The sequence below is a fragment of the Succinivibrio dextrinosolvens DSM 3072 genome (assembly GCF_900167015.1).
GTDB lineage: Bacteria > Pseudomonadota > Gammaproteobacteria > Enterobacterales > Succinivibrionaceae > Succinivibrio > Succinivibrio dextrinosolvens.
Genome location: NZ_FUXX01000041.1, coordinates 1 through 21,426, shown reverse-complemented (window position 1 = coordinate 21,426; position 21,426 = coordinate 1). Strand labels below are relative to the sequence as shown.

The 21,426-nt window shown below is 39.8% G+C and carries 20 protein-coding genes; 15 read left to right on the top strand and 5 right to left on the bottom strand.

The window, feature by feature from the left end; genetic code table 11:
- Positions 1 to 337: 337 nt before the first annotated feature.
- Positions 338 to 559, top strand: coding sequence for an IS200/IS605 family transposase (gene tnpA / locus B5D46_RS09700; RefSeq protein ID WP_078929296.1), 222 nt, complete (start codon positions 338 to 340; stop codon positions 557 to 559).
- A gap of 335 nt (positions 560 to 894) precedes the next feature.
- Here the strand turns inward: tnpA and B5D46_RS09695 are convergent, their stop codons facing one another.
- On the bottom strand, positions 895 to 1,383 hold the full coding sequence (locus tag B5D46_RS09695; protein ID WP_078929295.1) for a hypothetical protein: 489 nt from the start codon (positions 1,381 to 1,383) through the stop codon (positions 895 to 897).
- Positions 1,384 to 1,466: 83 nt separating this feature from the next.
- On the opposite strand from B5D46_RS09695, the gene B5D46_RS09690 reads away from it, so the two are divergent.
- The 4 genes from B5D46_RS09690 (at position 1,467) to B5D46_RS09675 (ending at position 5,782) form a co-directional block, all read left to right on the top strand.
- Positions 1,467 to 2,165: a DUF554 domain-containing protein gene (locus B5D46_RS09690; RefSeq protein ID WP_159443085.1), complete on the top strand. Its 699-nt coding sequence runs from the start codon at positions 1,467 to 1,469 to the stop codon at positions 2,163 to 2,165.
- A gap of 128 nt (positions 2,166 to 2,293) precedes the next feature.
- On the top strand, positions 2,294 to 2,677 hold the full coding sequence (locus B5D46_RS09685; protein ID WP_078929293.1) for a hypothetical protein: 384 nt from the start codon (positions 2,294 to 2,296) through the stop codon (positions 2,675 to 2,677).
- A 244-nt stretch (positions 2,678 to 2,921) separates the two neighbouring features.
- Positions 2,922 to 4,535 (top strand): methyl-accepting chemotaxis protein, encoded by a 1,614-nt coding sequence (locus tag B5D46_RS09680; protein WP_078929292.1) that lies wholly within the window; start codon positions 2,922 to 2,924, stop codon positions 4,533 to 4,535.
- A 44-nt stretch (positions 4,536 to 4,579) separates the two neighbouring features.
- On the top strand, positions 4,580 to 5,782 hold the full coding sequence (locus B5D46_RS09675) for a sugar ABC transporter substrate-binding protein (protein ID WP_078929291.1): 1,203 nt from the start codon (positions 4,580 to 4,582) through the stop codon (positions 5,780 to 5,782).
- Between the two features lie 180 nt (positions 5,783 to 5,962).
- On the opposite strand, the gene B5D46_RS09670 is transcribed toward B5D46_RS09675, so the two are convergent.
- Entirely contained in the window at positions 5,963 to 6,658 is a 696-nt protein-coding gene (locus B5D46_RS09670) for a TIGR04211 family SH3 domain-containing protein (protein WP_078929290.1), read from the bottom strand.
- A 370-nt stretch (positions 6,659 to 7,028) separates the two neighbouring features.
- Between B5D46_RS09670 and B5D46_RS09665 the strand changes: the two genes are divergently transcribed.
- Both B5D46_RS09665 and glnE read left to right on the top strand, forming a co-directional pair.
- Positions 7,029 to 8,108, top strand: coding sequence for a CYTH domain-containing protein (locus tag B5D46_RS09665; protein ID WP_159443084.1), 1,080 nt, complete (start codon positions 7,029 to 7,031; stop codon positions 8,106 to 8,108).
- A gap of 9 nt (positions 8,109 to 8,117) precedes the next feature.
- Positions 8,118 to 11,000 (top strand): bifunctional [glutamate--ammonia ligase]-adenylyl-L-tyrosine phosphorylase/[glutamate--ammonia-ligase] adenylyltransferase, encoded by a 2,883-nt coding sequence (gene glnE / locus B5D46_RS09660; RefSeq protein WP_078929288.1) that lies wholly within the window; start codon positions 8,118 to 8,120, stop codon positions 10,998 to 11,000.
- Positions 11,001 to 11,065: 65 nt separating this feature from the next.
- Here glnE and B5D46_RS09655 read toward each other — a convergent pair whose 3' ends face one another.
- The 3 genes from B5D46_RS09655 to B5D46_RS09645 all read right to left on the bottom strand — a co-directional run bounded on the left by B5D46_RS09655 (position 11,066) and on the right by B5D46_RS09645 (position 13,625).
- Positions 11,066 to 11,464: a hypothetical protein gene (locus B5D46_RS09655; RefSeq protein WP_078929287.1), complete on the bottom strand. Its 399-nt coding sequence runs from the start codon at positions 11,462 to 11,464 to the stop codon at positions 11,066 to 11,068.
- Between the two features lie 6 nt (positions 11,465 to 11,470).
- Entirely contained in the window at positions 11,471 to 12,511 is a 1,041-nt protein-coding gene (gene lpxL / locus B5D46_RS09650) for an LpxL/LpxP family Kdo(2)-lipid IV(A) lauroyl/palmitoleoyl acyltransferase (protein ID WP_078929286.1), read from the bottom strand.
- A 103-nt stretch (positions 12,512 to 12,614) separates the two neighbouring features.
- Positions 12,615 to 13,625 (bottom strand): LacI family DNA-binding transcriptional regulator, encoded by a 1,011-nt coding sequence (locus tag B5D46_RS09645; protein WP_078929285.1) that lies wholly within the window; start codon positions 13,623 to 13,625, stop codon positions 12,615 to 12,617.
- Positions 13,626 to 14,089: 464 nt separating this feature from the next.
- Here B5D46_RS09645 and galE point away from each other — a divergent pair, with 464 nt between their 5' ends.
- The 8 genes from galE to B5D46_RS09605 form a co-directional block, all read left to right on the top strand.
- On the top strand, positions 14,090 to 15,109 hold the full coding sequence (galE, locus tag B5D46_RS09640) for a UDP-glucose 4-epimerase GalE (protein WP_078929284.1): 1,020 nt from the start codon (positions 14,090 to 14,092) through the stop codon (positions 15,107 to 15,109).
- Positions 15,110 to 15,135: 26 nt separating this feature from the next.
- Positions 15,136 to 16,179 (top strand): UDP-glucose--hexose-1-phosphate uridylyltransferase, encoded by a 1,044-nt coding sequence (locus B5D46_RS09635; RefSeq protein ID WP_031492170.1) that lies wholly within the window; start codon positions 15,136 to 15,138, stop codon positions 16,177 to 16,179.
- A 15-nt stretch (positions 16,180 to 16,194) separates the two neighbouring features.
- A complete protein-coding gene (galK, locus tag B5D46_RS09630) occupies positions 16,195 to 17,355 on the top strand; it encodes a galactokinase (protein ID WP_078929283.1) in 1,161 nt (386 codons plus the stop codon).
- A gap of 246 nt (positions 17,356 to 17,601) precedes the next feature.
- Positions 17,602 to 18,987, top strand: a complete 1,386-nt coding sequence (gene amrA, locus B5D46_RS09625) for an AmmeMemoRadiSam system protein A (protein WP_078929282.1) — start codon at positions 17,602 to 17,604, stop codon at positions 18,985 to 18,987.
- A gap of 1 nt (position 18,988) precedes the next feature.
- On the top strand, positions 18,989 to 19,822 hold the full coding sequence (gene amrS / locus B5D46_RS09620; RefSeq protein ID WP_078929281.1) for an AmmeMemoRadiSam system radical SAM enzyme: 834 nt from the start codon (positions 18,989 to 18,991) through the stop codon (positions 19,820 to 19,822).
- A 309-nt stretch (positions 19,823 to 20,131) separates the two neighbouring features.
- Complete coding sequence (locus B5D46_RS09615) at positions 20,132 to 20,413, top strand: HU family DNA-binding protein (protein ID WP_031492175.1); 282 nt, start codon at positions 20,132 to 20,134, stop codon at positions 20,411 to 20,413.
- 119 nt (positions 20,414 to 20,532) lie between these two features.
- The gene (locus B5D46_RS09610) at positions 20,533 to 21,042 is read left to right on the top strand and encodes an NAD(P)H-dependent oxidoreductase (RefSeq protein ID WP_078929280.1); all 510 of its coding nucleotides are present in this window, start codon (positions 20,533 to 20,535) and stop codon (positions 21,040 to 21,042) included.
- A gap of 166 nt (positions 21,043 to 21,208) precedes the next feature.
- Positions 21,209 to 21,426 (top strand): transposase family protein (locus tag B5D46_RS09605; protein ID WP_143675582.1); only part of this gene is annotated, 218 nt, incomplete at its 3' end.

The window sequence follows — 21,426 nt, the reverse complement described above, 5'->3', positions numbered from 1 at the left end:
AACACAACCAAAAGATAATTCTGTATTGAAAGAAAGTGCTTTAGATTAAAGAGATTAAGGGATTTATTAAAAAAAACTGGAATAGTGATTTAGGTAAGACGTTTTCCATCAAGAAGGTTTGAATTATCTACGCTCACACTATGATGGCACACAAAGTGATCCTCGAGAATAGACAGTAGAATTCGCGGCGGACCATTGACCTGCGGTAACCAATCCACGTATAACAGAGTGGCCAAGGCCGTGCTTACACTGAGGAGAGCGTCTCAGCTAAACCACTAAATTTAGCTTGATAAAGGTCGTTTCATAACAGATTATTAACAATTGAGGGTGATAGTATATGAAAAACACAGAATTTTTGCACGGCCAACATTGTGTTTACAATTTGCATGTTCATCTGCTAGTCAGTTATCCACCAAAAATTACAATCTCAAAACTGGTTCAAGCTCTCAAAGGCTATTCGAGTCTAATTGTCAGAAAAAAGAATTATCCCTCTATACAAAAAAATCTTTGGGGGAAAGCTCTTTGGTCACCATCCTATTTTGCATGCAGTTGTGGGTGAGCCTCAATTTCTATTATTAGACAATATATAGAACAACAGAACACACCTGATTAGAAAATATCCATTTTCTAATCGGCACGCTTTATCCCCGCAGTAAACTGCGTGGTTTTAGCGTGCCTATTACTTGATAAAGAGGTACATAAAACTTTCCTGTTTTTGAGGTATTTCTACTGTTAAATTTTGTAAAAGTCCTATGACTTTTGCAATAAAAACACAAAAAGTCCTATGACTTTTGCAGTAAAAATACTAAATGTTCGAAGAATTTCTTTTGCTCAATGAGCTAAAGTACCGTCTGGTTGGAACAGAAGCTCCTAGTCGCTCTAATTACTCCGTGTCTATAAATCAGATATGGTTAAAATCAATAGATTGAAATATAAAAGAGCTCCGTCAGCCGGAGTTCCCTTTAACAACATTGTGCCTGAAGACAGGGCACTGCAGTAAGCAGTGTTATATTTTGTATAAAGCTTGATTTCTCCATAAAGATCAGGAGCAGCTTCATTTAATGCTTTGTCAGTATCAATTGTTAACTCAGTATTTACAGGTGAGTGAACAATATAATTGTTCTGAACAGCCTGCATCATTCTTTCAATCTTATTATCTTTTTTATCGTTTAAGATTGAAGTCATAGCCTCAGTATTGGTGTTTTTATAGTCAAGGAAAGCTAGTCTGTCCTGCTTCTCTTGAGAAATCATAACTTCGAGCATAGAGTTGAAATTGCTTCCATCATTTGTAACGATGAGATTTCCTTTGTCATCCAGAATAGAATCTATATAGCCATAAAAGTCAATTGTCGACTCTCGACAAACATAAAAATCAGCGCTCATCGGTAAAACATAAATTAAAATCCCAAATAACTGTATAATAAATCTAAAGATTAATGCTTAATTCATCAAAAAGAGAAATAACTATGTTTGCAGTTATAGTTAATACTATCGCCATTATCATTGGCGCCTGTATCGGACTTCTTATCAAAAAAGGAATTCCAAAGGAGATATCAAACAATATCCTTAAGGCATTAGGAGTTTGTACAGTTATTATTGGCGTTCAGGGCGCTATTCAGACCTCGAATATTCTAATTCTCATCCTATCTATTGCTTTAGGTGTCTTTGTCGGTGAAATCTTTAATTTCGAGGGAAAGGTAAACCGATTTTCTCAGAATCTTTTAGGTCGATTATCAAAAGATGGAGATAGTATCTCTAAAATTACCGAGGCCTTTATTACCTCCTGTCTGATAATGAATGTCGGAGCGATGGTTATTGTAGGTTCTCTTGATGCAGGTCTGAGAGAAAACTACAGTATGCTTTACACAAAATCCCTTTTAGATCTGATATCAGGAATCATGCTGGCGGCTACTATGGGAGCTGGAGTTCTGGGATCAGCTGCTTTTACACTGATTTTTCAGGGCTCAATTGTGCTGTTTTCTCAGTATCTGGCGCCATATATGTCAGATTTTCTGATTGGAGAGATATCCGCAACCGGCTGCGCAATCATCCTTGCTTTAGGCTTCAATATGATAGGAATTACTCAGTTTAAGGTGATTAACTACATTCCTGCTCTTTTAATGGTGCCTTTTGCTATCTTTGTTATCAGCATTCTTCCTCTGTAATATCTAGGTGCATTAAGTTCAGGCGGTGATTTTTAACAAAAAAAATTGTAGAATGTTCTCCGAAAAAAAATAAGAATAATCGTGGAGTTAAGTAAAATCTCCTCTTATAAAAATAAGAATGATAAAAAATGCAAAAGAATAGATATTTCGATTTCATGCTTGCTGACTTAATAAGTGTGGGGTGTAATTTTCTAAGCAGATTTCTTTTTCAGGAAGCGGTCAGTTTTGAACTTGCAATAATACTTTCATACTGTTTTGGTGCTATCACTGCTTTCAGTCTGTTAACTCCTGTTTTTGCAAAGCATAAATCATCGATTTTTAAGTACATTACACTGAATATTGCTGGTGTGGTTCAGACCTTTATTGTCTCAATCTGGATATATGCAGTAATTGAGAGTGATGTTGCTCCTGATGTTGCCTGCACTACTGCGCATTCTGTAGCTTTAGGATGTTTGCTTCTGACTAATTATTTTGCTCACAATAAAATGCGTGTTGCCAATAGAAAGGCTTAACATGTCAGGGTATGCTCAAAGGCATACCTTTCTTTTATTTCATCCTATTAAATTCAAATCCTCTTACTGAAAACAACATGAATTAACAGGCCCCAACTATTTCCTGAATTCTATTTTTGTAAGACTTAATCAAATTCCGTAAAAAAAGCTTTTGATGTAAATCAAAAAGTTAACATAACAAATAGGAATACCTATAAATAAGACCTATATCTTATAAAGATAGTTCTTTATTATAGGGTGGAATATGTTTGGTTGGTTTAATCGTCTAGCTGTACGTGCAAAGCTGATTTTAGCTTTCATGATCGTAATCTTATTAACTATGATTATTTCAGTTGTCTCACTGATTAATCTTAACAATATTAAGGCTTCAATTGATTATGCTGATATTTCGCTTTCAAATGAGTACAACCCGAATACGGAATTAAGCTCAAATATCACCTACGTCAATGACGAGATGTTTACTTTTGTAAACAACATCAAGGAATATACTCCTGACAATAAATCTGCTGTGGATGAGAAGCTTGCAAGCATTATGAAGGTGTCTGAAGCTTTAAATAAGCAGATCAATTCTGATGCTTCAAAGAAAGTAAAAACCTATCTGTCAGAGGCTATTGATATTTATCACAATGAACTGATCCCAACTTTGGACAGAAACTTCCAACCTATGGCTCGAGGAATCTATTCAGCCAATATCTATCCTAAGTTCATCGCTGCCCAGAGAAATCTTGTGAATATCAACAATAATATTCTTGGAAATATTATGGGGCACCTAAATGAGATGAACTCCAATACTCCTCTGATTGTGGTAGGTGTTGTTTCAATAGCTGTAATCGTTGTATCTCTGTTTATCAGTTTTGCTCTGTCAGCTGTATTTACAGGAGCAATTAAGAGAGCCTGCGATGCAACTTCAACAATCGAGAAGGGGGATCTTTCAAGGGAAATTAAGACACACCTTCAGGATGATTTCGGTGTTCTTCTAAGATCACTAGAATCCATGCGTTCTGAATGGCAGGGGATTGTGTCTGCAATCAAGCAGTCTGAGAATGATCTGAACTCCAACTTTGATACTATTCGTTCATCAACTTCTGAAATTAAGGATTCGGCAAAGACCACTGAGAGCAGATCTCTAACAGTCGCAGCTGCCGCAGATCAGATGGTATCAACAACATCCGATATTGCAAAGAACTGTCAGGAAGCTGCTCTAAATGCTGATGATTCAAATAAAACCACTCAGGAAGGTGTATCCAAGGTTCGCGTTACCATTAACGCTATTCACGAGCAGGTTGAACAGACCAAGAAGGATGCAGCTCAGATTCAGGCTCTTGTTGATAAAGCTCAGAAGATTGGAACCATTGTTCAGACTATTGATGAAATCGCTTCCCAGACCAACCTGTTAGCCCTGAATGCCGCTATTGAAGCTGCCCGTGCGGGTGAAGCCGGTAAAGGATTTGCTGTGGTTGCAGATGAAGTTCGAGCTCTGGCATCAAGAACATCTGCTTCAACCCAGGAAATTACAAGTATGGTAACTCTGGTTCAGAATGAAGCTAATCTGGCAAATGAGTCTATGTCAAAGTCTGTAACCTCTATGTTTAATCTTGCTGAAGATGCTTCCTCAATTGAGGTTCTGTTAAACGAAATTATCAGCAAGGTTTCAGTTGTTAACTCGCAGATTAACCAGATTGCAACAGCTGCTGAAGAGCAGACGACCGCCACTTCTGAGATTTCATCAAATATGCAGAATATTACCAGTTCTGCTCAGGGATTTGTTATTGAGGTTGAGAAGACTCAGGATGTTGTCAACAACGCAAGCAGGTCTGTTTCCGATCTGTCTGAACTTGTAGCTAAGGTTAAGGTTTAATAGGGCAGTCTGCTCTGATTGATACTGAAAGGTAGAGCTCTGATATGAAGAATATGATAAAAACTTCTCTTGGTCTTGCTCTTATGATGATGTGCTCATCTTCCTTATGTGCCACTCTTACTGTATGGGAAGATCTTGACAAGGCTGGTGCCATAAGGGAATTTGCAGATCAGTTTGAGAAGAAATATGGTGTGAAGGTTGATATTAAGGATAGGGATTCTGCCAATCATGTTTATGATGTTGCAGATCTGATAAGCAGAGGAGAGAAGACACCTGATATCTTTCTGCTGGTTTCTGATCGTGTGGGAGATGCCATGTCAAAAGGGCTTTTAGCTCCGATTGACAATATGGAGCAGGAGCATTCTCGCTATATTGATACAGCTGCGGCGCTCTTTAAGGTAAAGGGTAAATACTATGGAGTGCCTAGGTCGGTAGAGGCTCTTGTTGTCTACTACAACAAAGATGTAATGCCTATTCCATATGAGACCTTGCCTGAATATATAGATTTTACACAGAAGCATAAGGCAGAAGGCATATATGGACTTATCAGCAAGGTTGATAATTTCTACTATAGCTACGGCTTTTTTGGTGCATATGGTTCTTATGTTTTCAAACAGAACTCTGAAGGGGAATTCGATGCCTACAATATCGGACTTGATAATGACAAGGCCCTAAAGGGGGTTTCTGTTCTTTATGATTTTGCCAAGAATCATGTACCTCAGTCTGTGCTTGGGGCAGAGGGCTGGGATAATATTGATGATATGTTCAAATCAGGAAAGGTTGGTGCAATCATCAATGGTCCATGGACTCTGAACAAATATGCCAGTGCAGGTATTAACTATGGCATAGCTCCACTGCCAAAGCTTCCAGACGGAACTCCAATGAGACCATTCTTTGGTGTGAAATCCTATGCAGTCTGTTCAAAATCTGAAAACAGGAAGCTGGCAGAGGAGTTTTTAAAGTTCATCAATCAGACCGATTTTGCTCTAAAACGCTATCACAAAATCGCTGAGCTTCCTCCTATCAAAGAACTTTTAGCTAAAGAGGAGATTAAAAACGACGATTATGCCAGTGCTATTTCCTCACAGGTTGAATATGCGGATCCTATGCCTACTATTCCTCAGATGGCATTCGTATGGGAGCCAATGGAGGAGGCTCTTTACAGTATTATAAAAAACGGTGAGCCTATAGAAGCTGCTCTTGATTTAGGAGTTATGAAGGTTAAGCAGAAAATAGCAGAAAACTGATAGAAACAGTTTATCTGAAGGTTGTGCTGAAAGCGAGATTCTACTGGATTAGTTTCTCGCTTTTTTGTTGTATCCGAGCTAAAAGAACGTTCTGCGTCTATTGTCGCAGGCAATGGATACAAAAAAAGTGAGGTTAACTCACTTTTTTTCGAATCATATAACACAAAGCTGCAAGCTGTTTTAGAATCTGTTTCTTCTCTTTGAAGAAGGTCTTGGAATGTAAACACAGATAATACCAATAATGGCACCGCAGAAAGCAATAACTGCACCCTGAAGCCACCATCTCATCTGCATATCAAGCTCTTTTGTTTCCAGCTTGTCAGCAAAATCTCTTCTGGTTGCATCCAGATCCTCAATCTTTTCGTTCTGAGCTGCAAGTGTACTCTTTAAGCTGGCGTTTTCTTTTTCTAGCTTCTCTAGCTTAGCTTTTGCTGCTCTGTAGTTTGCTGCAACCTCTGAGTCATAGTTTTCAAGAGAGTTCTTAAGCTCTGCAATCTTGCCTTCTAGCAAATCAGCCTTAGCTTCACCACAAGGCTCAACCTGAAGGTCTCTGTACTGCATCCAGTACTGTTTGCCGTTATAATTGATCTCAACAAACTTTCTGTCATCAGATAGCTTGTTAAAGGTAATCTTCTCTCCCACATGAATTGAATTTACAATCTTGCAGGTAGGACGAGGACAGGTTCTAAGCCAAACATTTACGTTCTCTGAAACGTAAAGATCATCACCAACCTGAAGTTCTGCGACTTCTTTGGCTTTAGGAGCTTTTATTTCGTCGGTTTCTGTATTGTTCTCCGGCTCTGCCTGAACTGCTCCAGCTGCACAGATACATAAGCCTAATAATGATCCTGAGATAATTTTTTTTATGGAAATCACTTGCTAATCCTTAAATCATTCTTGTTCTACGAAGATTTTAGCACAAGCTTTGGCTAAAGTTTTAATCTGAAAAGACTTAACTACGAGTTTGCACACAATTTTTAACAACAACTACCTATTAAAGTGATTTTTTTTTGATCGGCTTTTTTCTTTCTTAATGAATTTTAAGGGCATTTTTTGTGAATTAGAACTTTTGTTTGATATTTGTGTTTTAATGCTAGATGATAAAAAAAATAGAAAGTAAAATAGACTGAAATATAAAAATGAAGTCTATGCAGCGGAATATAAAGAATAATAAATAAGCTGTAATTTTTAATGAGACAGAGTAGTTATTGCATGAGGTCCGTACTCTGTTTTGGAGAGAATGTTAATGCAGGACAAAGAGATTGAGCTGAAATTTGGATTCGATGGGGACGCATCTAATCTTTACGAGATTTTTTCACACATTGGTGCTGTAAGTAATAAAACCACACTTCACCTGGATAACACTTATTTTGATACCGAAGATAAGGATTTATTCAGTATTCACGCAGGTCTTAGAATCAGACGTGGAGATGATTTTTCTGAGCAGACACTAAAGGTTAAAGGCGAGAATATCGGCGGTCTTCACAAGAGAAAAGAATATAATCTGCCAATTGAGCCTGTGGATGATGTTCCTAATCTGCTGAAATTTCCTAAGGATGCTCTTCCTGAGGATTTTGATGTAGAGAGTATTCAGAAGAGACTTAAGCCAATCTGTCGTATCAATTTTACCAGATATCTGTTTAATCTTGAGCTTTTGGACAGCACCTTTGAGGTGGCTTATGATCAGGGCTTCATTGAAGTAGACAGTTCAAACAAGTATCCGTTAAGCGAGCTTGAAATCGAGCTTAAGGAAACCTCTGTTCATTCTGATGAGCTATTAAATCTGTTCTCAATTCTGTGTACCCATCTGGCTTCAAACAACATACCTCTGCTGTTAGAGCCTTTCTCAAAGATGCATCGTGCTGCCCTTCTGCAGGAGCAGAGCAGTCCTACTGCTGATTTCTCTGAGCTGGATAAGACAGATAATTTTATTGACTATGTAACGGCACAGGTAGCCCTGTTAGAAAAGCTGTATGGCTACTTCCTGATTTCTCATGATGCGGTTCTGTTTTCTCAGATTACATCACTGATTGATTCTCTGCTGCTTTCCTTAAAGTATTTAAAGCGCAGAAACTTTCTGGCATTTATCATAGGCAGAAAAGAACCTGTTGAGTACAAGCGTGACCTTCAGATTATTATCAGACTGCTAAAGTCATTCCACAGAGTATGTCGTCATGTTTCAAAGAAAATGCTTCTGTGCAGATTCAGGAATAATTCAAAAGGCATTGCTTCCTGTTATGAGAAGATTAGACTCAGCGAAAAGAATAATAAGATGTTCCTGATTCCGCTGAAGCTCAGGTTATTGCTGTCTCTGATGGCAAAGTAAGGATTTTTGATGGATTTTTCAATACAGCCTAGATCAACTGATTATAAAACATTACCTGATGAACTAAAACAACACTCTGATATACAGTATGAACGACTAAAGGGCAAACTCTCAGAAGAGCAGTTTGCTCTTCTGGATTTAAGACCTGAATTCAGGTTTGTCCTTGCCTTATCAGAGTTCGTTTCCAATACTATCTATTCCTACCCTAAAGAGTGCTGTCAGCTGATTGAGCAGGGCGCACTTGATGATCCGTCATTTCACATTGAGCCAGCTTCATACGTCAAAGAATACGTGGATGACAAGCTCTCCGATTTTGATTTAAAACGTCGACTAAGAGTATTAAGAAGAATCCATTACATGGCTATTGCCTGGAGAGACCTATGCGGCTTTGCTGATATCAATGAAGTCTTTGAGAAACTGTCATCTCTTGCCGAAGCGGTAGTTCTAAGGCTTTTAGAGGTTGTGCGTTCTCAGCTTAAAAAGGTGTACGGCGATGCCTTTGACTCGGACGGAAGTCCTCTGCCTTTACTGGTCATCGGCATGGGAAAGCTTGGCGGACGAGAGCTTAATTTCTCGTCTGATATTGACCTTATCTTTACCTATCCAATGGAAGGTGAGACCTCAGGTCCTAGAGTTGTAACTTTCAGAGAGTTCTTCTCAAAGATTGTTCAGAGAATGGCTAATTTTCTCTCTGATATAACCTCAGACACCTTCTGTTATCGTATCGACCTTAGATTAAGACCTTTCGGCGATGCCGGTGCTATTGTAAATTCATTTGATGCTCTGCAGGTTTACTATGAAACTCAGGGTAGAACCTGGGAAAGATATGCTCTTGTAAAGGGGCGTATTCTAGGTCAGAGCGGAGAGCTTGACAGCTACGCAGCTGAGCTTACCTCAATGTTAAGACCTTTTGTTTATCGCAGATACCTTGATTACGGTGCAATTCAGTCTTTAAGAAAACTCAAGCATCTTATTGAATCAGAAGTTAGACGCAGATGTCTTAACAACAATTTCAAGCTTGGAAAGGGGGGAATCAGAGAGATTGAATTCATTTCCCAGGCCTTTGCTCTGATGAGAGGCGGAAGATATACCGAGCTTAGAGAAGAATCTTTGCGCAAGAGTCTTAAAAACATTATCTCACTTGATCTTATCCCAAGAGAAATCTGTGAAAAGCTGGATGAAAGCTATGTTTATCTGCGCAGACTGGAGAACATCATCCAGGAGATTTCCGATAAACAGACTCAGAATCTTCCGGATAATTCAAAGGATATGGCAAGAGTTGTTGCTGCAATGAACTATGATTCCGAGGAACACTTCAGAGCTGATCTTGATGAAGTAATGCTGTTTGTTCACGAGGAATTCAAGAAGGTTGTAGCTGACGAAGAGGATTCTGAAGAGGATTACAAGAATTTCGATCTCTGGGAGGCGGACAGTGATCTTGAGGAGATGTGTGCCGAACTCGAACCTCACATGGTCAACAAGGAAAATACCAGAGATATGGCAGGAGATATTATTACTCTGAAAACATCTCTTGCAAGAATGCCTGTTGGTCCTGTAGGCAGAGAGACTTTACTTGAGCTGATGCCTAAGGTTATCTACCTTATTGCCAAAGAGCAGCAGTCTGCGGCTTTATTCAAGCGTATGTCCGGCCTGATTGAGAAAATCGCCTTAAGAACCCCATATATTCAGCTTTTAAGAGATAAAAATGAGGTTTTAGAGAGATTCATTGAGCTTTTGAAGGATAATCATTTTGCCAGTGAGCTGATTACCTCTCATCCGATTCTATTAGATGAGCTATTTATTCCTCAGTACTTTACCAAACCTCCATCACCGGATGAGTTTCTGTCTATGCTGCAGGAACAGCTATTGAGAATCGATAGAGATGATCTTGAAGCGGTTATGGAAGAGCTGAGACTTTTCAAAAAGATTATGGTTTTCCGTATCGCTCTGTCTGATAAGGCGGGAAAGCTTCCTCTGATGAAAATCTCCGATGCCTTAACCTGGCTTGCTGAAGCTCTTATCAAGGAACTGATTGTCATCGCCTGGGATCTTAATGTTCAGAAGTATGGTGAACCAGAGGGCCGCTCTGTTAACGATCCTGGCATTGCTGTTATCGGATATGGAAAGCTTGGTGGTATTGAGCTTGGCTACAAATCCGATCTGGATATGGTGTTTCTCAAGAGAGCCGGAGATGGTGTAACTAACGGTGAAAATGGAGTCCCTGAGTCAATTTTCTATCAGAGACTGATTCAGCGCATCATGCATCTTGCAACTACTACTACGGTTGGCGGCATTCTTTATGATCTTGATATGCGACTAAGACCAGATGGAGATACCGGAGTTCTGATTTCAGATACGGATTCATTTGACTTATACCAGAAGGGCAGAGCCTGGACCTGGGAGCATCAGGCTTTGGTTAGAGCCCGTCCGATTGCAGGTTCAGCTGATATCATCGAGAAGTTTAATCAGATCCGAGAGGAAGTTATCAGGGCAGAGAAGGACGATAAGAAACTTAAAGAGGATGTTGTTGGAATGAGAGAGAAAATGCGTTCTCATCTTGATCGTTCCTCAGATAAGCTCTATGACATCAAGCATGGTGTGGGCGGTATGATTGATATTGAGTTTATCTCACAGTACCTGCTTTTAAAATATGCTCCGATTTATCCTCAGATGAAGCTCTGGTCTGATAATGTGCGTATTCTTGAGGAGTGCTCAAATCTGGGCATTGTAGACAAGAGTATTACTGACGAGCTTATAGCCGCCTATATTGATATCAGACAGGTATACCATGAGCTCTCTTTGGCAGATCTGCCAAGACTAATTTCTGTGGCAGACAGAATCCCTGCAACCTACAGGGTAGAAGAAATCTGGAAGAAGATTTTTTCAGAATAGAAAGATTGAAGTCAGAGATAACAGAAAACACCGCAGAAAGATTTTTCCTCTGCGGTGTTTTGTTTTTAGTCGTGGATAATATCCTGCTCAGGATCTGTCATTGGAAAATCGTACTGAAGCTTTCCTGCTTCGTTATTCACAATTGGACCTTTTCCTAAAGGACATTTATAGGCTCTACCTGACAGCACTACACCTAAAAGCCTATAGGTTATATGAGCTGTATAGGCATATTTTTCAACCAGATGAGTGGCACCAAGCTGAGCTGCCTGATGTTTAAGATTGAATCTTGCCATAGGCACTGTTGAGTATGGTCCACTGTTGTCAACATCAGCGATAAAAGTACATCCTTCAACTTCAGTTGGCAGGGCGGTAATTATCTTGTTTGCCGCTTCCTGTTCCTGAGCAGACATACATCCTGTCAGCACAAATGCACAACATGCCGCTATAGATAAAGCCTTTTTCATAAAATCCTACTCCTCTAGTCCAGGATAACGATTTTCATTTTCATCAGGCGCTGTTTTGAAACGTCTGTGCATCCATAAATACTGTTCAGGAGCCATTCTGACCATGTCTTCTACAACCTTGTTTATGGTTGCTGCATCTGCTACTGCATCTTCAGTAGGGAAGTTCTGAAGTTCTTTCTTCAGGTATAGGTGATACTTGTTTCCTTCACGAATTGTCCATGCAGGAGTGATAAGAGTTCCTTCGATTTTTGCAAGATTATGAGTAGCAGCAACAGTAGCTGTTTCTTTTACTGCAAAGAATGGAGCAAAGACACTGACACGTCTTCCATAATCCTGATCAGGCGCGTACCAGATAGGTGCACCGCTCTTTAGAGCCTTAATCATAGAACGAGGATCATTCTTAGAAACCAGTGCCAGATTTTTTCTGGTTCTACCTTTTACCTGAGCCCATTCCCAGACAGGATGATCTGTTGGTCTGTATACACCGATACCAGGTGTAATGTATGTGGCGTAGATTCTTGCCATAAGCTCAAGGGTTACAAAGTGAGCTGAAAGCACAAGAATCGGTCTTCCGGTCTGGTTGCACTGTCTTGCGTACTGCAGTTCGTCCTCGTCAATTATTACGTGACGTTTTAATCTCCAGTCAGGCCAGAACCAAGCCATACCGGTTTCAAAAATAGCCATACCGGTATTACGCTGAATCTGTTTTGAAAGCTCATGTCTTTCATCATCTGACATCTCTGGGAATGCAAGTTCAAGATTTCTTTTTAGAACATATTTTCTTGCAGGAAGAATGGTTCCCATCAGTCTGCCGATCTTACTGCCGATAAAAATCAGCCAGCTGTATGGCAGAACATTAACCATGACATACAGAAGTCCGATAGCAAACCATGCACTCCAGAAATGAGGAAGCAGCATTCTTTTTACGAATACAGGTTTTTCTGCAAAACCCTTTCCCCATCCCTTCTGTGAGGTTGAGAATCTTTTTTTCTCTTTGCTTTCTTTCTGTCTTTCTGCAGCTGAAACGTGAAGTGATAATTTAGCCATATAATTCTATATCTAACAAACAGTTACTTTTTATTGTAACTCAAAGAGTTTCCCTTCCACCTACATTTTTGTTTAGATTGTTCTTTATAAGGTTCTTTAAATATCAGGAGTTTTTTATCTCCTGTACTGATTTTCTGATAATAAGCTCTGTCTTGAACTGAGGAATTGTAAAATCATAATCTTTTTTGTATCTGGCAAGAGACAGTTTTAAGGCCTCTTTTCCCATTATTCCAATCGGGTTGGTAACAGTTGTCAGGGCAGGATTCAGACAGGATGCTATGAACAGATCATCAAAGCCAGTGATTGAAATGTCATCTGGAATTTTTATGCCGTTGTTCTCAAAAGTTGACATTGCAGAAGCTGCGATGGTATCACAGTAGCACATAACTACAGAGAACTGGTCGATACCGATTTTCATCAGCTGTTCAGCCGCCATCTTTCCTCCTTCAAGTGATGGAGGTACAGAGAGAATCAGTCTTGGATTGATTTCAATGTTGTTGTCGGCACAGGCCTTTTTGAATCCGGAGAAACGCTCCTGCGCATCTGAAATTCCAAAGGAGGAGGTAACATATGCGATTTTCTTGTGACCAAATTTAATCAGGTAATTGGTCAGATCATACATACCGTTGTGGTTGTCGATGATTACACAGCGATCCTCAAAGCCTCTTAATCGTCTGTTGATTAGAACGATATAAGGGAAACGTCTCATGTAGTCAGACAGAATAATATCGTCAATTGCCAGAGCATGAACCAGCATGCCAGAGCACTGATGTGACAGCAGTGAATCAATTGCCTTCTGTTCTCGCACAGGATCATAGAATCCCTGAGCAATCAGCAGTGACTTTCCCATTGCATTTGCTTCCATGTCACATGATTTAATCATGGTTCCAAAGTATGGATCAGAAATATCTGAAACAAGCACACCAATGGTCTCACTGTCTTTTTTTGCAAGAGTGCGCGCATTGGCATTTAGGTAGAAGCCAAGTTCACTCTGTGCCGCCAGTACAGCGTTTCTGGCTTCGTCACTTACTTTTGCTGTTCCATTCAGAACTCTTGATACTGTAGCAACAGAAACATTTGCCTTCTTTGCCACATCCCTAATTGTTACTGTCATAACTTAGTCTTTTTATAATATTTGAGGTGCTTATGTAAATTTTATGAAAATCGCGAATCTTCGGCTAATTATATGTAAAAAAGCCTCTAATTGAAATTAAAACCGCTTTTTCTGAGCATAACAACTTTATTTATTTCACATTATTTTGAAAATTTTATGAAAACAGTCTCGCTGTTTTCAGGTTGATTTTCTTGATTTTTTCAAGATAGGTATGAAAAAAAGACTCTTTTTTTCATACCTTTTGTTGTATTGTTTCACAACGAACAGGGCATACTCTTAAAAAACACATTTAAAATCATTATGTTAATTATGTATTCTTCCAAGAAAATTGCGATTTTTTTTATTCAAAAAATTAAAACTGTGAAAATGATCATGTTTTATCTCTTGCTTTAAACTCAATGAGGTATATAATTTTTCATGTAAACGGTTACATGGGCATTTCTAATGCATTTCGAGGATTTAATATGACTACTATTTTGGTAACTGGTGGCGCAGGCTACATTGGATCACATACTGTAATCGAGCTGGTAAAAGCTGGTTACGAGCCTGTTATTTTTGATAACTTCTATAATTCAAAGCCAGCTGTACTTGCAAGAATCAACAAGATTGTCGGCCGTACAGTTCCATTCGTATCAGGTGATATTCGTTCACGTGAGCAGCTAGAACAGGTTTTTGAAAACTATAAGATTGACGCCGTTATTAATTTCGCTGGTCTGAAGGCTGTTGGCGAGTCTGTTAAAAAGCCTCTTGAATACTACGACAACAATGTAAATGGTGCCCGTACACTGCTATCTGTAATGAAGGCTTACGGATGCAAGAACTTCATTTTCTCTTCATCTGCTACTGTATATGGAGAGCCAGATTCACTTCCTTTAACCGAGAATTCTCCTGTAAAGAGAGCAAACTGTCCATATGGTCAGACCAAGGTTGACATTGAGTACATGTGTCAGGAACTTCAGATTGCAGATCCTTCATTCTCAATGGTTCTTCTTCGTTACTTCAATCCTGTTGGTGCTCACGAGTCAGGTTTAATCGGTGAGGATCCAAGAGGTATTCCAAACAACCTGATGCCATACTTAACTCAGGTTGCAGTTGGCCGATTAAAGGAGCTTTCAGTATTCGGCAATGATTACCCAACAGCTGATGGTACCTGTGTTCGTGACTATATCCACGTAGTCGATTTAGCCTTAGGTCATGTTGCTGCATTAAATCACTGTCTGAATGTACCAGGAACCCACATTTACAATTTAGGTACCGGAATTGGCTACAGCGTTCTTGATATGGTTAAGTCATTCTCAAAGGCAATCGGCAGAGAGCTTCCATACAAGTTTGCTCCTAGAAGAGCCGGTGATGTTGTCGCCTGCTATGCTGACCCATCAAAGGCAAAGGCAGAGTTAGGCTGGGTAGCCAAGAAGACATTGGATGATATGACTGCTGATTCTTACAACTGGCAGAAGAACAATCCTAACGGTTACGAAGACTAAAGATTTAAACAAAGGTAAGACATAAAATGACATCATTTAATTTAACAGATCATCCACACAGAAGATTTAACGCTCTTACTGGCGAGTGGATTCTAGTATCACCTCACAGAGCAAAGAGACCTTGGCAGGGCCAGGTTGAGAAGCTGGCAAACGAGATTAAGCCTAGCTATGACCCTAAGTGCTATCTTTGCCCAGGCAACACCCGTGTAAACGGCGATTCAAATCCAAAGTATGAGAAGAATTTTGTTTTCACAAATGACTTTGCTGCCTTAACTCCAGATACACCACTGGATGCTCCAGAGTCTGAGGAACTATTCCAGCTTGAGCCTGCACGTGGAACTGCAAGAGTTATCTGCTTCAGCCCTGACCACTCAAAAACTTTACCTGTAATGGATGTTGAAGAGATTCGCGGTGTAGTTGATTTATGGGGAGATCAGTTTACAGAGCTTTCAAAGACCTATAAGTATGTGCAGTTATTCGAGAATAAAGGTGCAATTATGGGCTGCTCAAATCCTCATCCACACGGACAGATCTGGGCATGTAACTTCATTCCTGAAGAAGTTATGAAAGAGTACAAGCAGCAGAAGAAGTATTTTGAAAAGCACAATACACCTCTACTGTTAGATTATGTAAATGCTGAATTAAAGAAGAAAGAACGTATTATTTTCGAAACCGAGTACTTTGTTGCTTTAGTTCCTTTCTGGGCATTCTGGCCATTTGAGACCATGATTCTACCTAAGTTCAAGGTTCAGACCATTAACCAGCTTGATGATGCTCAGCGTAACGATCTTGCATTAGCAATCAAGAAGCTAACCTGTCGTTATGACAACCTGTTTGAATGTTCATTCCCATACTCAATGGGCTGGCACAATGCTCCTGTTGACGGTGAGGAACACTCAGAGTGGCAGTTACATGCTAACTACTATCCACCTCTATTAAGAAGTGCAACTGTTAAGAAGTTCGTTGCAGGCTTTGAGCTATTAGCCGAGAAACAGCGTGACTTAACCCCAGAGCAGGCTGCAGCTCGCTTAAGAGATTTATCAGAAACTCATTATTCATTAAACAAATAAACATAGGATTTCAAAATGTCAGATATCAGAGAAATTTGCCTAAAAGCTTTTGAAGACAAATTCGGAACCAAACCAACCATGCAGGAGTACGCTCCAGGTCGAGTAAACATCATCGGTGAGCACACTGACTACAATGGCGGTTTTGTTCTTCCATGCGCAATCAAGTACGGTACCTGCATGGTAGCAAAGCCAAATGGCACCAATACAATGCGCATCTTAGCCGTTGATATGAATAATGATTATGATGAGTTTGAATTAGCATCAAAGATTGAGAAGCATCCAACCAAGCTATGGGTAAACTACCTTCGCGGTGTTTCATACCAGATCTGCGAGAAGTTCGGTGATAAGGTAAAAGGTCTTGATATTGCTATCAAGGGTGACGTTCCTCCAGGAGCAGGTCTATCATCATCTGCATCTTTAGAGGTATGTTTTGGTCACCTTGTATCAAATGCATTTGATTTAAACATCGCTCTAATGGACATCGCTCTGATGGGACAGGCTGCAGAAGCTTACATCGGCATGAAGTGCGGTATTATGGATCAGGCAATCTCAGCTAATGGTACCAAGAACCACGCTGTACGTATCGACTGCAAGTCATACGGCTTAACTCAGGTTGCTGTCCCTTCAAATCTGGAGATTCTGATCATTAACTCAAATATCAAGCACCAGCTTGTAGGTTCAGAGTATAACGATCGTCGCGAGAGCTGTGAAAAGGCTGCAAAGATCATCGGTGTACCTCTACTTCGTGATGCAACCATGGAAATGCTTGATGCATGCAAGGATAAGATGGATGATGAGACCTATCGTCGTGCACGCCACGTAATCACTGAGGATGAGCGTGTTCTTGAGGCTTCAAAGGCTTTCGAGGCTGGTGATCTGAAGACTCTTGCCAAACTGATGTATGCATCTCACATCTCTGAGAAGAATGATTTTGAAATCACTGTAAAGGAAACTGATGCTATCGTTGATATCGTCAAGGAAGCTTTAGGTGAGGAATATGCTGCTGTTCGTCAGACTGGCGGTGGATTCGGTGGCTGTGTTGTTGCAGTTGTTGAGCCTAAGAATGTTGAGGTTGTTAAGAACGCTATTAATGCTAAGTATCAGAAGATTTCTGGTATTGGCGCTACCATTTTTGAGACTCAGGCATGTGATGGTGCAACCTTCACTCGTCTATAAATGAATAATAAATAATTTGTTCTCTAAATAGTAAGTTCTCTGCCCTGAGTGGTTGAGAATTCCTCCTTTGGCCGATCTATTCTGATCGGCTGTTTTTTTCTTAAAACTTTGTTTCTCTTCAGCTTTCCTTTCACACTCTCAAACTATAATTTGAATGTAATGCTTTTCTGTAAAGATAAATGTACTTTCCTGCAGGTAAAAATACATAAGAACATCAGTCAGGAGACTTGTACATAAGGAGTTTATATGTCTGTATTAGCAGCCGTAGCAGTACCACATCCTCCTCTAATTATTCCTCAGGTAGGAATGGGACGAGAGAAACAAATCCAGTCAACAGTTGATTCCTACAACAAGGTTATGGAGTTTTTAGCATCCTTTAATCCTGAAACGGTGGTGATTGCTTCTCCTCACATGGAGACCTATGCAGATTATATTCATGTGGCATCAGGTCATGGGGCAAGTGGCAGCTTTGCTCAGTTTGGAGCTTCAGATGTCCGTATTGAAGCAAGCTACGATGAAGGCTTTATAGATGAGCTGTGTGATGAATTCAAGGCAAAGGATCTCAGTGCAGGAAAGCTTGGTCATAAGATGTCTGAACTTGATCATGCAACCATGATTCCAATGTGGTTTTTAAATAAGTATCTGTCATCATACAAGGTTGTTCGTATCGGCATTAGTGGTCTTGATATCTGTGACCATTACCGGGTAGGCAAGGCTGTAAGTGATGTTGCATCAAGACTGAAGAGAAAGGTTGTATTTATAGGTAGCGGTGATTTGTCGCATCGACTGCTGGATGATGGGCCATATGGCTTTAACGAAAATGGACCCGTTTTTGACAGGACCATAGCAGATTCCTTTAAAAAATCTGATTTTAACCTTCTTTTATCAATTCCTTCTGCTATATGCGACGGGGCAGGTGAATGTGGTTTCCGGCCTTTTGTTATGATGGCAGGTGTCCTTGACAGAAAGGATATTGACGGGAAACTGCTTTCATATGAGGGACCGTTTGGTGTTGGCTATGCGGTAGCAAGCTTCTCTGTAACCGGGGATGATAATAACAATAATTATCTTGATAAATTTCTGGACTCTGTAAGAAAGAGTAATGATAAATCAAAAGCGAATGGCGATGAATATACCTCCTTAGCCAGAGCCTCAATGGAACATTATGTAAAAACACAATCTATGCTTGAAAGACCTGACAATCTGCCCTCGGATTTAATCAAAAAGAAGGCTGCGGTATTTGTCTCCCTGAAGAAATTCGGTGCTCTTCGCGGATGTATAGGTTCTCTTGCTCCAACCTGTGACTGTGTAGCAGATGAGATAATCAGATTCGCTGTTAACGCCTGTTCTCATGATCCCAGATTTGAGCCTGTTAGAGAAGATGAGCTGCCTTATATAACTGTAAGTGTGGATGTTCTGACTTCACCTGAGAAAATCAGCTCTACGGATGAACTTGATCCTAAAAAGTATGGTGTTATTGTACGCAGCGGCTATAAAAGCGGAGTTCTGCTGCCAGATCTTGAAGGGGTTGATACTCCTCAGGAACAGATCAGAATATGTAGGCGCAAGGGCGGAATTGCTGATGATGAATCTGTTGAACTTGAACGCTTTGAGGTAATTAGACATTTCTAGTATGCAGAAGGTTGAATGCGGACTCTGTCCTCGGCACTGCAGCCTCAAGGAAGGGGCTGTTGGTGTATGTAAAGGTAGAGTTAATCAGAACGGAGTTATAACAGCTTTAAACTATGGCTGTATTACTTCTGTCGCCCTTGATCCGATAGAGAAGAAGCCTCTTTACCATTTCTTCCCTGGAAGCTTCATCTTATCAGTTGGCAGCTTTGGCTGTAATCTAAAGTGTCCTTTCTGTCAGAATCATTCTATATCAATGGCTGATAAGAGCTGTGATTACCAGAAGGTTACACCTGAAGAACTAGTAGCTTTAGCTCTTGATCTGTCCCAAAAGGACAGGGGAAATCTGGGAATTGCTTTTACCTACAATGAACCTCTAATAAGCTATGAATTTGTTTTGGATACGTCAAAAGAATTAAAAAGGCACAACCTTAAATCGGTACTGGTGACAAACGGTGGGATCTGCTCAGATTATTTTGAAAGACTGCTGCCTTATGTTGATGCCATGAATATTGATTTAAAGGGCTTCTCCCAGTCTTTTTATGATTATGTGAAAGGGGATTTTGAAACAGTAAAGGAAAACATAAAGCTTGCACATTCTTACTGTCATGTCGAGGTGACTACCCTTATTATCCCAACGAAGAATGATTCTGCAGAAGATATGGCGGCCGAGGCTCGATTTTTAAGTGGTATCAGTGAAGAGATTCCTCTTCATATCAGCAGATTCTTTCCAAGATATAAGGAGCAGAACCTTTATCCAACGCCAATAGATACAATTGATAAGCTTTGCAGCATTGCTTTAAGATATTTAAAATTTGTTCACAGAGGAAACTGTTGATTTAACGGTAAAAATGTTTGAAAACGGCTTAAATATCGCATTTGTGAGATTTTAATCTATACTATAGGTATAGTGAGGCGACTTCTACGCAGCTGCTCGTAAGGATGCAGAAACATGCAAGTAGAGGTCGCCTCTTTTATTTGTTTTTAAAAGCCGATATACAAGCGGTTTTATGCTGTATGTAACGTTTCTTTCCTAATAAATACTAATCTCCTCACACTTTTTGATAAAAAAAGCCTTTTGAATCTTGCTCTAATATTGAATTGTTGTATATTCAAATCATCCCGTTCTCACATAAGGAAGTATATTATGAACAAAACAGAACTTGTTGACGCAATTGCAAAGCGTAGCTCATTAACCAAAGTTGATTCAAAGAAGGCTTTAGAGGCATTCTTAGCTGCTGTACAGGGCGCTCTTGTAAAGGGTGACGCCGTTCAGCTGATTGGATTTGGTACCTTCAAGGTATCAGCTCGTAAAGCTCGCCAGGGCCGTAATCCAAGAACTGGTGAAGTTATCAAGATTGCTGCAAGCAAGGTTCCAGTATTCTCAGCTGGTTCAGCTTTAAAAGACGCTGTTAACAAGAAGAAATAATTAAAAAGAAAAAGGCACTTCAAATCAATGAAGTGCTTTTTTTTCCTTATTTGTAAAAATAACATATTGAAATTACAAATAAAATTATTTTTATCATAAAACTTGCAGTAGAGGTTTTTATGAAAACTCTAATCATTTTTTCTCACACCTGGTTTGCTCAATCAAAAGTCAATCGTGCTCTTTTAGAGGCTGCTCAGGATGCCGATAACGTAACAATCCGCAATCTGGAGGAGCTTTACGGACAGAATCCAGAGAAGATTGATGTTAAGGCTGAACAGAAACTTATTGAAGCAGCTGATCGTATTATTTTCCAGTGTCCTGTATTCTGGTTCAGTATTCCTCCAATGCTGAAGGCATACATTGATAGAGTATTTGAACACGGCTGGGCTTATGGCTCTCAGGGACATGCTCTTGAGGGCAAGATCCTTCAGCTTGTTTTAAGTACCGGTAGTCCTCAGGAGAGTTATCAGCAGCCTACTATTGGCGAACTGTTCCTGCCACTTACTGCAGTTGGAAACTATACAGGTATGGAAGTTGCTCCAATCCGTGTTGCTTACGGCTGTCTGACTATTTCAGATTCAGATCTGCAGAAGATTTGTGATAACTACAAGAAGTTACTTAATGAGTAACTGGTAGGGCTATTTATTTCTTAATAAAGAAATCACTATCACCAAAAAGAAATGGCTCTAAATAAAATTTCGGGGTCATGTTCTAAATACATAAAGTAGAGCGCAAATAAAAAGAGCGGAGTTTTATAAAATTGTTTTGTCCAGAAACAAAATATAAGCTCCGCTCATGATAGATAGTATACAAGAATATTTAGAAAAAAGATTTTTCTTTGGCTTCAAAATTTCTCAGCTTGAGGAAGTCGGTTCAGACCTTCATCTATATTTAGAAGCAATTTCTCCTGGAATGTGTCAGCAGTGTAAATGCAGACAGACAAACATCCATGATTATTATCCAAGAGAGATTAGCGAACTACCTATCCTTGGAAAAAACGTAATTGTTCATCT

What these genes read in the sequence shown, in the direction of transcription:
- tnpA (WP_078929296.1), top strand. Translation starts at nt 338, where the DNA reads ATGAAAAACACAGAATTTTTGCACGGCCAACATTGTGTTTACAATTTG.
- B5D46_RS09695 (WP_078929295.1), bottom strand. Translation starts at nt 1,383, where the DNA reads ATGAGCGCTGATTTTTATGTTTGTCGAGAGTCGACAATTGACTTTTAT.
- B5D46_RS09690 (WP_159443085.1), top strand. Translation starts at nt 1,467, where the DNA reads ATGTTTGCAGTTATAGTTAATACTATCGCCATTATCATTGGCGCCTGT.
- B5D46_RS09685 (WP_078929293.1), top strand. Translation starts at nt 2,294, where the DNA reads ATGCAAAAGAATAGATATTTCGATTTCATGCTTGCTGACTTAATAAGT.
- B5D46_RS09680 (WP_078929292.1), top strand. Translation starts at nt 2,922, where the DNA reads ATGTTTGGTTGGTTTAATCGTCTAGCTGTACGTGCAAAGCTGATTTTA.
- B5D46_RS09675 (WP_078929291.1), top strand. Translation starts at nt 4,580, where the DNA reads ATGAAGAATATGATAAAAACTTCTCTTGGTCTTGCTCTTATGATGATG.
- B5D46_RS09665 (WP_159443084.1), top strand. Translation starts at nt 7,029, where the DNA reads ATGCAGGACAAAGAGATTGAGCTGAAATTTGGATTCGATGGGGACGCA.
- glnE (WP_078929288.1), top strand. Translation starts at nt 8,118, where the DNA reads ATGGATTTTTCAATACAGCCTAGATCAACTGATTATAAAACATTACCT.
- B5D46_RS09655 (WP_078929287.1), bottom strand. Translation starts at nt 11,464, where the DNA reads ATGAAAAAGGCTTTATCTATAGCGGCATGTTGTGCATTTGTGCTGACA.
- lpxL (WP_078929286.1), bottom strand. Translation starts at nt 12,511, where the DNA reads ATGGCTAAATTATCACTTCACGTTTCAGCTGCAGAAAGACAGAAAGAA.
- B5D46_RS09645 (WP_078929285.1), bottom strand. Translation starts at nt 13,625, where the DNA reads ATGACAGTAACAATTAGGGATGTGGCAAAGAAGGCAAATGTTTCTGTT.
- galE (WP_078929284.1), top strand. Translation starts at nt 14,090, where the DNA reads ATGACTACTATTTTGGTAACTGGTGGCGCAGGCTACATTGGATCACAT.
- B5D46_RS09635 (WP_031492170.1), top strand. Translation starts at nt 15,136, where the DNA reads ATGACATCATTTAATTTAACAGATCATCCACACAGAAGATTTAACGCT.
- galK (WP_078929283.1), top strand. Translation starts at nt 16,195, where the DNA reads ATGTCAGATATCAGAGAAATTTGCCTAAAAGCTTTTGAAGACAAATTC.
- amrA (WP_078929282.1), top strand. Translation starts at nt 17,602, where the DNA reads ATGTCTGTATTAGCAGCCGTAGCAGTACCACATCCTCCTCTAATTATT.
- amrS (WP_078929281.1), top strand. Translation starts at nt 18,989, where the DNA reads ATGCAGAAGGTTGAATGCGGACTCTGTCCTCGGCACTGCAGCCTCAAG.
- B5D46_RS09615 (WP_031492175.1), top strand. Translation starts at nt 20,132, where the DNA reads ATGAACAAAACAGAACTTGTTGACGCAATTGCAAAGCGTAGCTCATTA.
- B5D46_RS09610 (WP_078929280.1), top strand. Translation starts at nt 20,533, where the DNA reads ATGAAAACTCTAATCATTTTTTCTCACACCTGGTTTGCTCAATCAAAA.